9 protein-coding genes and 1 tRNA gene are annotated in these 13,354 nt (G+C 63.5%); 3 read left to right on the top strand and 7 right to left on the bottom strand.

Features of this window, described 5'->3' with window-relative positions; genetic code table 11:
* Complete coding sequence (locus LQE90_RS04375) at positions 1-2,955, top strand: prealbumin-like fold domain-containing protein (RefSeq protein WP_216528928.1); 2,955 nt, start codon at positions 1-3, stop codon at positions 2,953-2,955.
* A gap of 149 nt (positions 2,956-3,104) precedes the next feature.
* On the opposite strand, the gene LQE90_RS04370 is transcribed toward LQE90_RS04375, so the two are convergent.
* Entirely contained in the window at positions 3,105-5,177 is a 2,073-nt protein-coding gene (locus LQE90_RS04370; protein ID WP_216528987.1) for an elongation factor G, read from the bottom strand.
* Positions 5,178-5,494: 317 nt separating this feature from the next.
* Between LQE90_RS04370 and LQE90_RS04365 the strand changes: the two genes are divergently transcribed.
* The gene (locus LQE90_RS04365) at positions 5,495-5,836 is read left to right on the top strand and encodes a hypothetical protein (protein WP_216528929.1); all 342 of its coding nucleotides are present in this window, start codon (positions 5,495-5,497) and stop codon (positions 5,834-5,836) included.
* Positions 5,837-5,879: 43 nt separating this feature from the next.
* Here the strand turns inward: LQE90_RS04365 and modD are convergent, their stop codons facing one another.
* The 4 genes from modD to LQE90_RS04345 form a co-directional block, all read right to left on the bottom strand.
* On the bottom strand, positions 5,880-6,722 hold the full coding sequence (modD, locus tag LQE90_RS04360; protein ID WP_216528930.1) for a ModD protein: 843 nt from the start codon (positions 6,720-6,722) through the stop codon (positions 5,880-5,882).
* A 431-nt stretch (positions 6,723-7,153) separates the two neighbouring features.
* Entirely contained in the window at positions 7,154-8,770 is a 1,617-nt protein-coding gene (locus LQE90_RS04355) for a DUF4179 domain-containing protein (protein WP_216528931.1), read from the bottom strand.
* Positions 8,767-9,378, bottom strand: a complete 612-nt coding sequence (locus LQE90_RS04350; RefSeq protein WP_216528932.1) for an RNA polymerase sigma factor — start codon at positions 9,376-9,378, stop codon at positions 8,767-8,769. Before LQE90_RS04350 ends, LQE90_RS04355 begins: the two co-directional genes overlap by 4 nt.
* 254 nt (positions 9,379-9,632) lie before the next feature.
* Positions 9,633-10,934, bottom strand: coding sequence for an amidohydrolase family protein (locus tag LQE90_RS04345; RefSeq protein ID WP_216528933.1), 1,302 nt, complete (start codon positions 10,932-10,934; stop codon positions 9,633-9,635).
* A gap of 142 nt (positions 10,935-11,076) precedes the next feature.
* On the opposite strand from LQE90_RS04345, the gene LQE90_RS04340 reads away from it, so the two are divergent.
* Positions 11,077-11,922, top strand: coding sequence for an Mrp/NBP35 family ATP-binding protein (locus LQE90_RS04340; RefSeq protein WP_216528934.1), 846 nt, complete (start codon positions 11,077-11,079; stop codon positions 11,920-11,922).
* Between the two features lie 859 nt (positions 11,923-12,781).
* On the opposite strand, the gene LQE90_RS04335 is transcribed toward LQE90_RS04340, so the two are convergent.
* Positions 12,782-12,857 (bottom strand) — tRNA-Ala (locus tag LQE90_RS04335).
* Between the two features lie 179 nt (positions 12,858-13,036).
* A complete protein-coding gene (locus LQE90_RS04330) occupies positions 13,037-13,336 on the bottom strand; it encodes a CDP-alcohol phosphatidyltransferase (protein ID WP_114567804.1) in 300 nt (99 codons plus the stop codon).
* Between the last annotated feature and the right edge of the window lie 18 nt (positions 13,337-13,354).

The following is a 13,354-nucleotide window of genomic DNA, read 5'->3' as shown; positions in this document are numbered from 1 at the left end:
ATGGATCGGCGTCGCGCAAACAACCGTGCGGAAAGCGGAAAGGGCTTCGAACAGCTGAAGCCCTTTCGCTCCGAAGCATCCGACCGAGGAGCGCTCATTTGGTTTCTCGCAGCACTAGGCATAGCCCTGATCGTAAGCCTTCCCTGCTGCGCGCCGCAACCGGCGCACGCCGCGCCCTCGACCATCAACGGCACCTGCTACGTCGAATGCACGAACCCCGAAATCGACGGGCCGATGGGAGGCAACACGTTCGTCGTGCGCTTCCCGCAATACGGAATCGAAGCCACGGGGCACTGCACGTCGGGCCCGATGTACGGAACCCCGCTTCCGGGGCACTACCCGTTCACGGGAACGCGCCTTGGCAACGGCGGCTATGCGATCGCCATCGACTGCTCGGACGCGGGCATGTACCCGAACCACTACTCGCCCCTAGGCGCGCAGAACGTCGGAGAATTCACTATCTACCTGCACGGATCGGTCGAACTTCAAAAGCACGGAAACCCGGCGTACGAAAACGCGGTGCCCGAGGCGTCCGTCGAAGGAGCCCGGTACCAATTAGTTGCCGCCGACGGCTCGGCATGCGCCTCCCTGACCACCGATGCCAAGGGAAAAGCGACGGCAGCCGACGTTCCCCTCGGTCGATACCGGCTGGTGGAAACCGCGGCATCGCCCGGCTACGCCCTGGACGAATCGGATCAGACCATCGTTGTCGAAGGGGGCAAAACCTCTTACGCAAACAGCTGGGAGCCTCCTTTGACCGGATCCATCGGCCTGCAAAAGACGTCGTCAGCACCCGCGGTAACGAACGAAAACCCCTGCTACGCCCTTTCCGGCGCCGTGTACGGCGTATACGATGACCCCGCTTGCACCAACCAGGTGCAGACCATCGTAACGGACGCAAACGGTTTCGGGCAAAGCGAAGCAACCCTATGGCCCGGATCATATTGGATCAAAGAGGTTTCGGCACCGAAAGGCTACGCCCTGAATGCGCAAAGCTATCCCGTTGCGCTAAGCGTGAAAAGCTGCCTCGACGGCAAGGCTCCCCTTGCAAGGGTCGTCGACGAACCGCAGCTTGCCCTTGTCGAGCCCGTCGCACTAAAGATCGATGCGGAATCGGGGACCTCGCAGGCACAGGGCGATGCGACCCTTGCCGGAGCGGTTTTCCAAGTTGAGCATTTTGCCGGCGTGTTCGCAACGCCGGAAGAAGCCGCCGCATCGGGGCTCTCGCCCACGCTCACCCTCACGGCCGTCGCCGACGAGCAAGGCGTTGCGCGTATCGACCCCGCTTTGCTTCCGTCGAACGGCGCCGGATCGGGGCTGCCGCTGGGAACCCTCGTGGTTCGCGAGGTCTCGGCACCGCAAGGGTACCTGCTTTCCGAATCGCCGGCCTTCGCCTGCCCGATCACGGCATCGGGCGACAAGCCGCTCGACGCGCTGTTTCACGCCGCCGAAGTACCCGATCGGGTAATTCGCGGAGACATCGCCATCCTCAAGGTAGGCGCCGGCGAAGGAACCACAGGAGACAAGGCCGAGAAGCGCCCGCTCAAAGGCGTGGCGTTCGATATCGTGCACAAGGCAAGCGGGCAAGTTGCAGCGCGCATCGTCACCGACGACCAAGGCCTCGCCGCCACCGCGCACGCGAAAGACCCCGAACAGGCGGGGGCGCTGCCCTTCGGCACGTACCTTGTGCAGGAAGACCCTGCCACCACACCCGCCGGATACCAGGCCGCCCCCGCGTTCCCCGTCACCGTGGCGGATCACGGGCGCACCTACTCCTACACGGTCGAAAACGATACCGGGACGTTTCTGAAGGTGGTGAAACGCGATGCGGATACGGGCCGAACGATAGCCGGACGCACCGTGTTTCGAATCCTGGACCGCTTCGGCAATGCAGTGCCCTTCAATGCCGATAGCGATGGCGACGCGAAGGCCGAAACCGAGTTCGCCACCGACGAATCGGGCAGCTGCCTGCTGCCCGGAAAGCTCAACGGCGGAGAAACGTACTGGGTGCAGGAAATCACACCGCCGTACGGCTACGTGCTGGACGCAAATCCCGTGCCGTTCTCTCTCGCTGCCGGAAACGGGCACGATCCGAAAGACCCCCTGGTCGTCGCGATCGAGAACAAGCCCCAAACGGCTTGCCTGACCCTTCGCAAGACCGATGCCGCAACAGGGCTGCCCCTAGCCCGACCCGGCATCAGCTGGGAAGTGCGCGCCGCTCAAGACGTGGTCAGCGCCGGCGGAACCACGCGTGTATCCCAAGGAGAAACGGTTGCAACGCTGATCTCGGACGACAGTGGTTCGGCATGCGCAACAGGGCTTCATCTGAGCGCGTACGAGATCATCGAAACGCAGGCGCCGCAAGGCTACGTCCGCGCAACCGAGCCCCTGCGGGTCGAGCTTGCCTACGGCGACCCGTCGCAGCCGTGCGTCCATGCAGAAGTCCAGTTCCCGAACCAGTCGGCCCAAGGCTGCATAACCATCGCGAAAACCGATGCCGTCAGCAAAGAGCCGCTTGCCGAAGCGCTGTACGAGATTCGCGCAGCGCACGACATCGTCGCCGCCGACGGGTCGGTGCTTTTGCGAGCCGAAGACGTAGCGGCCACGCTGCTCACCGACGATTCGGGAGCGGCAACCACCGCGCCCTTGCCGCTCGGCCGCTACGAAGCGGTCGAAATCCGAGCCCCGAAGGGCTACCAGATTGACGAGGCCAAGCACCCCGTGGAGCTTGCGTACCAAGATCAAGAGACGCCCCTGGTGGAAGCGCGCTTAGACCTTGCCGACAGTCCCCTGCCTGACGATCAGCCCGAACCCGCTATCGCCGAAACCGGGGACGGTGCGCAATCCGCAGCGCTCTCGATCACGGGCATCATAGCCGCCGCGGCCTTCCTGGCAGTCGCATCGTTCAAAAAAGCTGCAGGGCCTTCCGTCCGAGCGGGAACCCGATGCGCCTGATCCCGCAGCCGCCGCACGCGCCCCGGAAGCTGCCAAGCCCAACGTCGAGCAAACCTTGGCGCAGCGCGGGTTCAACACATGAAAAAGCGCGCCGCCCGAACGAACGGGCGGCGCGCCTCAGACCTTGCAAACGCACCTCGCAAACGATGCTAGTTCCCTGCGGCCCTTGCTTCCTGATACGCTTCGACCAGCTTCTTCGTCACTTCGGCGGGCGCGGGCTCGTATCCTTCCAGCTCGATGGAGTACGACCCCGATCCGCGCGTGATCGAGCGCAGATCCTTCGTGTACGTAACCACCTCGGCGTACGGCACGCGCACCATGATGACCGTCTCTCCCGCATCGTTGGAGTCGGTGCCCACGATGCGCCCGCGGCGCGTGGAGATATCGCCCATGACGGGTCCGGCGTACTCCTCCGTCACGGTCACATCAAGCGTGGCCATCGGCTCGAGCAGAATGGGAGAGGCTTTCTCGCATGCCGCGCGGAAGCCTATGCGCGCTGCGGTCTTGAAAGCCATTTCGTTGGAGTCGACCGCATGGTAGGAGCCGTCGAACACAGCGCACTTGACATCGACCATGGGATACCCGGCCAAGAAGCCCTCGGTCATCGCGTCTTGCACGCCCTTGTCGACCGCCGGGATGAACCCGCGCGGAATCTTGCCGCCCACGATCTCGTCCAAGAACTCGTAGCCGCCGCCGGGATTCGGCTCCAAGCGCAGCCAGCAATCGCCGAACTGACCGGCACCGCCCGTTTGCTTCTTGTGACGGCCCTGCGCTTCGGCAACCTTGCAGATGGTCTCGCGATACGGAATGCGGACGGGCACCAGCTTCGCCTCGACGCCCGTCTGCTCCTTGAGTCGGGCCAGCAACGTGTCCACCTGGGCATCGCCCATAGCGGTCACGACGGTCTGGTGCGTCTCCTCGTTGCGGCTCACGCGCAGCGTGGGGTCGTTTTCGACGGCGCGCGTCAGGAACGCGCCCAGCTTGTCCTCGTCCTTCTTGTTGACGGCCTCGATGGCAACCGGGTACTGCGGAATGGGAAGCGGCAAGGGATCGATAGCCACGGAGCCCGACTTCGACAGCGTGTCTCCGGCGCGCGTGTCCGTCAGCTTCGGAACCACGATGATGTCGCCCGCCTTCGCGCTCTTCACGTCCGTGGCTTCCTTGCCCATCATGACGTACAGGTGACCCAGCCGATCCTTCTTCCCCGTGCGGGCGTTCACCAGCTCCATGCCCGGCTCGAGCACGCCGGATATGACCTTGAAGAAGCTCAAGCGACCGACGAACGGATCCGATACCGTCTTGAACACGAATCCGGCAGGCTCGCCCGTCTCGTCCACGAACGTTTCCTCGCCGTTGGCCAAGCGGAAGCGGCCATGATGGCGCGGATGGGGAAAGTAGGTGGCGATGTCTTCCATGACGCCCTGTATGCCCTGCTTGATGATGGTGGATCCCACGAACACGGGAATGAACAGCTCTTGCGCGATAGCCTTGTCCAGCAGCTGCTCCAACTCCGCCTGCGTAAGCTGCTCTTCGCCGTCCAGGTACTTCATCATCAGCTCGTCGTCGGCCTCTGCCACCAGGTCGCACAGCTTGTCGCGCGCCGCCTGGACCGCATCGGCGTAATCGGCGGGGATGTCCTCGACGCGCTCCGCGTCGCTGCCCTCGTCGAAATAGCGCGCCTTCATGCGAATGACGTCGATGACGCCCTTGAAGTCCGCATCGACGCCGATGGGGATGGTCACCGGGCCCAAACGCGACCCGAAGCGCGCATGCAGAAGCGCCATAGCGGTGTCGAAGTCGGCGTTCTCGCGATCGATATGATTGATGAACACGGTGCGGGAAAGACGCATGTCCTCGGCCTCGCGCCACAGTTTGGTGGTCATGACCTGCGGTCCCGCCACGGCATCCACCACGAACAAGGCCATCTCAGCGGCTTGCATGGTAGCCAACGTGTCGCCGATGAAATCCGGGTGCCCCGAAGTGTCCAGCAGGTTGATCTTGTAATCCTTGTACGGAACGGGAGCGATGGACGTGCCGATGGTGAATTTGCGCCGGATCTCCTCATCGTCGTAATCGAGGTAGGATTTCCCGTCGTGCGTCGTGCCCATGCGGGGCGTACGACCGCTGACGTGCAGCATCGCTTCGGCGAGCGACGTCTTGCCGGCGCCGTCTTGGCCCACCAGCACAATGTTGCGCACGTGTTCGGTAGCAGGAGCTGCCATGTTGACCACCAACTTTCGTGTTGCGTGATCCTGCGCCTTCGCCATGAATTCCCAGGCGCGAACCACAGTCGAGCCTTACATGCCTACTTCACTCTCGCGCTCGATGCGCGAAAACCGCTGCCATCAGTGTATCGCATGCAAGCGCCGGTCGCGAGCAGATAATGACCGCAGACCTTTGAAGAAGTCGCAAAGAATTCGTTACCGAACGATGACAATGCCGCGAAGAGAAGCAATATCGGATGCCGAGCGAAAACGCGCCCCGTATAATCGAGGAAACCACACCGCGGGTTCAGCCCGCCGACCGCAAGCGAGGACGTATGAGCAAGCACGCACCCATCATCGACGTCAGCCCCGTTGCCAGCGCACGCGACAACGCAGGTCAGACGCCTTCCAGCCACGATCGCTTCGTGACGCCGTCGTTCGGAAAGCAGGCGGCGAAGAAGCCCGCAGCCCCTGCCGCTTCGGCAACGGTCATAGGCGCAGACGGGACCGCCGCCAGCAAGCCCAACCCCATAGGAGGCGCGGTGCAAACGGTCGTCGGCGGCGCGATCATGCTGCTGGGAGTCCCCATGCTCGTTTTGCCCGGCCCCGGCTTGGTCGCCATAGGAGGCGGAGCCGTCATCGCCGGGAAGGGCATCAAGAAGATCCTGGGCAAATAGCCCTGCACGCGACTGGACGCTCCGACGGCGAGACCGGACGCTCTCACACCGCGCGCATACGCACGCTCATATCGAGCGGCTTTGCCGAAAACGGCGCGGTCGTAGCCAACCCGTCAACGCCCGTCGCAGCATACGCGCCGGCGTTGCGGGGATTCACGCCTCCCGCTGCGACGAGCGTGCAGCGCGGGTCAATCCGGCGCAGCTCCTGAACCAGCAAGGCCAGCTCGTCCGTCGGGATCTTGTCCAGCTGCAGGCCGTCCACCCCGGCGCGCGCCAACGTGCGCGCTTGCTCGGCATTCGCCTCTACGAACAGCTTCTTCTCGATGCAGCGGGCTTTGATGGTCGACAGCTGCTCGACGAACGCGTCGAATCCGCCGAAGAACGTAAGGTGATGCTCGAACACGAGCACCGTTTCGGACAGCCCCAGCCGATGAGGGAACGCGCCGCCCGCCATGACGGCCTCGGTCAGCAGATCCTTCGCACCCGGCATGCTCTTGCGCGTGGTCAGCACCTCGCAGCGAGGGTTTTCCGCATGCGCGGCATCCACCATAGCGCGCGTCTTCGTGGCTACGGCCGACAGATGGTCGAACACGTTGAGGCACACCTTCCATGCCGCATGCAAGTCCGCCGAGCGACCGCGCACGGTCATGAACGTCTCGCCAGCCGCCACGCGATCCCCGTCGGCCGCAGCCGAAACCACCTGGCAGCCCAGCTTCGCCATGATGCGCGTGGCCACTCCGACGCCGGCCAGCACGCAATCCTCGCGCGTGAAGTAGTCCATCTCCCCCGACTCGTCGCCAATGCCCAGCACGGCGCACGTCAAATCGACGTACGGCACGTCCTCGGCAATGAACCCATCGATTCGCGCATCGGGCATCCTCAGCATAGAACCGGCTCCCTCCATCGACATGTTCGATCACCAGCGCAAACCAAGCCGCGCAACGCCCGCGCAGCAGACGACGAGCGACGCGCGGCAGACGGCAGGCGGCTTGACCGCTGCAGAATTATCACCAATCCAGAATAGTGCTTTTCCGCCCGTTCGCCTAGCTGAACTTTCCGCAGCGCCGCGGGGGCTCGCCCGCGCTTGCCGACGAGCCAGCATGAATGCGAGGCGGAAAGCAGGCGCGCGAAATGCGGGCGCGAATGAAGACCCGTGACAGTTTCGAGCGCAACCGGAACCGCGTGCCAATTCGCGCCCACCTCCTGAGTGCAGGCCGCCAAGCAAGAGTCGACGCGGCTACGCCCGGAACCGCCGAGCGCAGCGACCATGCGCTGCGCTCGGCAACCTCGAAGCAAGCGTTGCCAACCGGCGAACCTTTAAGCGAACGACACGGTCTGCGCCGCATCCGACTCCTCGCGGTATTCACCGAACGCGCTGCGATAGCCGTAGCTCGTCAACCCGCGCAGCTCTTCGTCGCTCGCCGCATAATACGACGTCATCTGCACCAGTTCGCCCGTCAAGTAATCGCGCTTCCTCCACACGATGGCCGAGTGGTAGCCTTGCCCTGTCTCGCCGGTTTCAGGATTCGTCCACGTGCTCACCAGGGGCGTTGCATCTTCTTCGGGAATAAGCTCCATATAGCCGCCCATGGCCTGCCAGCCGTAAGGCTTGAGCGTGATGCTCACCGTCCTATCCTTCACGTCCCAGCCGGCCAGCTCGTAGCCGCCGTATTCGCTCGTGGGCAGCTTCGCGCCTATCTGCGAAACGTCGATCTGCTGCGAGTTCCCGTCGTCGAGCGCCTTGCGCTCGTCAACGGAGAGGGACTCCCAATCCACCGCGTTCAACATAGGCGTGAACGTGACGCTCTTCGCATCGGGGGAAAGGTTCGCGTACTCCACCACGTAGTCCCCCGCCGAATCGATGCCCCCTCCATCGCCCGCTCCCACCGGCACCAATACGTTGCCCCGGTCATCGGCCACCTTGAGCATGCCGGGCGCCAGCGCGCTATCCGGCACGCGGTACAGGGGCCGACCGCTCTCCTCGGTAGTTTCCACCTCGTCGTTGCGAACCACCATCACCGTGCCCAGCTCGGACGACGTGAAGCGCTTGATGCCCATGGTCTTCTCGCCTGCGCTCGTGGAGAACGTCAAATCCTGCGACCCCAGCTCGCGCGGCTGGTCGACCGTGCTCAAACCCAAGCCGGCGTCCATCGAGAAGTTCGCCGTACCGCTTTCGGCATCCGCGCTCCAAGGAGCCCAGCCTTTCAGTACGACGTCCACCTGGTCGGGCAGCGTAGACTCCGGCACGATGCGCTGCATGACCTTCACCTTGCCGTCCTCCATGTACGCGTCAAGCTGGTTAACGGAGCCGGTGCCCAAAGTTTCGCCGTTGCTCGTCAGCTCGTATCCAAAACGTGGAGCCAAGTTCTGCAGCTTCGACCAGTCGTTTTCCTGGGAACCCTGGTAGTTCGACAACTCCGACAAGTCGAAGCCGCCGTCTTTTTCAAGCGTGAAGAACAGGTTCACGATGCTGCGATCGCACGACACGGAGTCCAGCGTCACGCGCACGCCTTCCACTTCCGCCGTCTGCCCCACATCGGCCTGCAAGCTGGAAACCCCCTTCTGCAAGCTACTGTACACGGGCAGGTTCTTGCCGCCCTGGAAAAACAAGGCGTCGCCCGGCTGCATCTGCAGCAAACGGGATCCCGCATACGCCGCGCCGCCCAGCATGGCCGCCGCCGCAACAGCGGCCGCAGTCACCACAAAGCCGCGCCTGGTCAGACGCTTTCCCGTAACCGGATGCACGGCCTCGTCCTCACTTGCCGACGCATTCGAACCCGCAGCCGTCCCGGATACCGCCGACATCTGGGGGATGGAATCGAGCGAGGCGTACGTGCGCTCAAGCTTGGCACGGGCCTCGGGGGGCATCGGGTCGTTCATGCCGCGCGCCAGCAGGCGGCGCAGTTCATCATCGTTGTTCATAGGGTGCGTCATCGGGCCACCTCCGCTTTCTGGTTGTCGTTTCCGCAGTACGCGTCCTTGAATCGAGAGCGTGCACGCGCCAGCCGCGCGCGCACTGCGCCAACCGACACGTTCAACATGGTCGCAATCTGCTGCGTGGGAAAATCGTCAAGGTAGAACAACGTGAGCACCAGGCGATCGTCAGGGGGAAGCTGGGCGATCGCGCGGCGCACGTCCATCGCTTCGTCCCGGTCGGCTCGGTGCTTTCCCCCGGCGATCACGCGAAAGTCGTCAAGAGGAACCGTATCGGCCCCGCCCCTCTCGCGGTCGTCGCGGCTTGAGGGCGCATCGGTCTGAAACGCCTCGGGAGCGTAAGGGGCTTCGCGGCTTCGCTTGTCGCGCATATCGAAGGAAACCCTCAACGCGATGCGCATGAACCAGGTTTCCACTTTGCTGCGCCCTTCGAATCGAGGGATGGCCTGCCAGGATTTGACGGCCACCTCTTGCAGCGCATCGGCCGCATCGCACTCATTCCCAAGCACCGCCAAGACCGCTCGCCATAGCACAGGCCTGCTTCGCTCGAACAGCGCGACGAACGCCTCGCTGTCGCCTTTTCGGGCTCGTTGCATCAAATCTTCCAAAAGCGCGTCCTCCTCATCTTCGGCCGTTTCATCATTAGACGGCCCGGCCGGAAAAAACGTTACGCGCTTTTGCCCGGTTTCTCGAAAAAGGGCGAATACGCGAAGAATGCGGCGCGCTCGGAACCGGCCCGCAATGAAAAAGGAGGGCCTTCGCACGAAAGCCCTCCCCTATGGATTTCGGAGCCGAACCGTCCGGCCAGCAGCCAGAACCCCTTAAAGCACAAGAAATAGAAGTACCTGATCAGAACCTTTTTCTACAACTCCCCGATGATGCGCTTCGTGCGCGCGGACACCTCGGCCTTGGCGCGCTCGACGTCGATCGTGGGCCACGCGCCGTCGCGGTACACCACGCGCCCGTCGCACATGGTCAGGCACACGTCGGCACCATGGCCCGCGTACACCGCGTTCGAGAGCGGGTCGGTCATGGGCGCCCAGGACGGGCCCGACGCGTCGAGCACGCACAGGTCGGCCCGCGCCCCTTCGGCCACCAGGCCGCAGTCCTCGCGCCCCTGCGAGAGCGCGCCCGCGCGCGTGGCGGCGGCGAGCGCCTGCTTGGGCGAGACCGCCGCCGGGTCCTGCGTCGACCCCTTGTACAGCAGGGCCAGCAGGTACAGGTCCTGGAACATGTCGTGGTTGTTGTTCGAGGCCATACCGTCGGTGCCCAGGCACACGCTCACCCCGCGCTCGAGCATCTTGGGGACGGGGGCGAAGCCGCTGCCCAGCTTCATGTTGGACGCGGGATTGACGGCCACGTGCACGCCCTTGGCCGCCAACACGTCGATGTCCCCGTCGTCCACCCATACGCAGTGGGCCGCGGTCACCGGGCCGTCCAGCACGCCCAGGCTCTCGAAGTAGCGCACGGGCGTCAGGCCGCCGTGGCGCTGCTTGCACTCCTCGTGCTCCAGCTGCGTTTCCGACACATGCACCTGCAAGCGAAGCCCGTGCTCGCGCGCGAACTCGGCCATGTCGGAGACCGCCCGCGGGTTCGACGTATACTCGGCGTGGATGTTGCAATCCACCACGATGCGCCCGTCGGCCGCGCCTTGGAAATTCGCGATCAGGTCGATGAGCTGCGACTGCAGCGGCAAATCGTCCAGCCCCACGTCGCCGAACGCGATCAGCGAGTCGCTCAGGTTCATCTTGATGCCCGCATCAATGGCGGCGCGAGCGCCCTCCTGCATGTGGTAGTACATGTCCGAAAAGCTCACCACGCCGTAGCGCACCATTTCGGCGCATGCCAACAGCGTGCCCCAGTAGCAATCTTGCGGGGTGATCTTGGCCTCGAACGGAAACACCGCGTCGTTGAGCCACGCCTGCAAGGGAAGGTTCTCCGCGTAGCCGCGCAGCAGCGTCATGGGCGCGTGCGCATGCGCATTATACAGCGCGGGAAGCAAGAGCTTTTCGCGGCCGTCATACACTTCGCCGAATGCTTGGGCGGCGGCGGACTCGGGCGGCGTGTCGCCCAAGTAGGTAATGCGCCCGTCCGCAACACCCACCCATTGATTTTCGCGAAAGTCCAGGTTATCGTCGAGTAGATTGATATTTGCAAACAGCATGCGCGCCCTTTCTTTCGCGGACCGCATCGTGCGTAGCCCGCTTTCTATCCGTTTCGTTGCTTCAGCTTATGCTATCATGCGCGGTACGACGAGAGACGCGCCCGCCGCAGACGGGCGTTGAAAACCCAGAAAGAAGGAAGTCATGGCAGAAGAATGTTCGCATGAGTGCGGCAGCTGCGGCGTGTCCGGTTGCGGCGATCGCACGGCCCAAGGTCCCTCCACCATCGAAACCAACTCCCGCAGCAACATCAAGCACGTCATCGGCGTCGTATCCGGCAAAGGCGGCGTGGGCAAGTCGCTCGTGACCAGCCTGCTGGCCAGCCAAATGCAGAAGCGCGGATTCAACGTGGGCATTCTGGACGCAGACGTCACCGGCCCTTCCATTCCCAAGACGTTCGGCATCACCAACCCCCTGGCAGCCGACGCCGACGGCATCCTGCCGTCGCAGACGCAAAGCGGCATCAAGGTCATGTCCACCAACCTCATGCTTCCGAAAGACGATGTGCCGGTAGCATGGCGCGGACCCGTGGTCAGCAACGCCATCCGCCAGTTCTACAGCGAAACGAACTGGGGCGAGATCGACTACCTGTTCGTCGATATGCCTCCGGGAACCTCCGACGTGCTGCTCACCGTGTTCCAGTCGCTGCCGGTTGACGGTATCGTCACCGTGTCGGCCCCGCAGGAGCTTGTGGCCATGATCGTGGGCAAGGCCGTGAACCTGGCTCACGACATGAACGTCGAGCTGCTGGGCCTGGTGGAGAACATGGCCTACTTCAAGTGCGACAACTGCGACAAGGAGCATCATATCTTCGGCGAGCCCCAGGGCTCCGTCGTGGCAGAGCGCTACGACATCCCCGCCTACGCCACCCTGCCCATCGATCCGGCGTTCGCGCGCCTGTGCGATGCCGGCCGCGTGGAGGATTACGACGTGGACGGAGCGCTCGACCCCATCATCGCCCAAATCGAGCAGGCCTGCGCCGCGGAATAGAGAACCCGGCAAGGCATCGCTAGACACCCCTCCCCAACCTCGACGAAGACCTCCTCGGACGTTGCTGCAAGCGTTCGGGGAGGCCTTCTTGGTTTTGAGGGAGAAGCGCGGGCCCATTGGGCAGGAGCGACCCAGCCCTGCCCCGCAGCCGCCCCCGGGTCGCGGACGCGCCCCGCGGCCGCCCCCCGGGCCGCCGGGCCGCGCCGCAGCCGCCCCCGGGTCGCGGACGTGCCGTAGTCGCCCCTGAACCGCGGACGTGCTGCAGTCGCTCCCGAGTCGCCGACCCGCGCTGCGGCTCCCCGGGCTGTCGATCCGCGCCGCAACCGCCCTCCGGGTCGCCGTTTCGCCCCATTCCCATCGGCAGCGCGCGAAAAAACGCCTTCGCTGGCAGGTTCTGACGGTTTGAGGTCGTTTGATCCGGCGGGACGGGCGCCCGGGAAAATGCAATTCAGCAGCTAGGATCCATGATCAGGCAAAACGCAAAACGGGTCCGGCGGCGGCGAAGAGTATGGCCGGCTCGGCAACCCCTAACCGTCAAAACCTGCCAGCGAAGGCGGTTTTTCGTGCGCAAGTTCCTTGTAGACGTTAATTCACCAGCAAAACTCGCTCGTTTTGACAGAAGGTCGAGCTTTCGCGGCACCGCGAAAAAACTCGGTTCCATTTCGCAGTCCATACGCATGCGCGACGCGGCGTGCCCCACAGGCCGATCGCCGTATATCGTGCTGTACCCCGTGTCCCGTGCGCATCGCGCCGCTCACGAGAACGTACGGTGAAAATTCATGGGGGGACCCACATTTGTGATATTTCCCCAAACATAAAAAAGCAGGCCAGACAATCACTGCCTGACCTGCGTAATTAATGGTGGAGCCTAGGGGGATCGAACCCCTGACCTCATGGCTGCCAGCCATGCGCTCTCCCAGCTGAGCTAAGGCCCCTTCAAAAGTGCGAGGACTAGTATACCCGAATCAGATCGAGGGTCAAGCGGTTTTTTGAAAAAATTTTTGAGCATGGGCACAAGCACCCTCGAGCACTTTCGAGCGCCCTCAAGCAGCCGCACTGTGCCTCGCGCGCAAAAAAGAAAGGCGGCCGTTCGATCGACCGCCTTTCGGCTTTGCTATTCGGTTTTCTCGGACGCGTAGAATGTCGCTTCGTCAAACAAGTCGGCGATCGATTTCCCGTCCGCAAAAGGAAGCGTCAAGAACTCGCTCACCGTAGGCACCAGGTCGCTCGCGTCGACATAGTGCCCCTTGTCGTTGAGCCGATCGGTAGCCTGAGCGCGCCAGTACCGGTCGTTCACGTCGGTAAGGTAGTACGTTGCGCTGCCGACCTCCATGTACACGGAATGCTTCGCGTGCAGGTAGTTCGGCAGCTCGTCAAAGGATACGTCGAGCGCCTCCGCTGCTTTCGTTCCCATAACAACCCCTTTCGTCCG

The sequence above is a fragment of the Paraeggerthella hominis genome (assembly GCF_021044775.1).
GTDB classification, from domain to species: domain Bacteria; phylum Actinomycetota; class Coriobacteriia; order Coriobacteriales; family Eggerthellaceae; genus Paraeggerthella; species Paraeggerthella hominis.
This window is presented reverse-complemented; position numbering and strand designations above follow the sequence as displayed.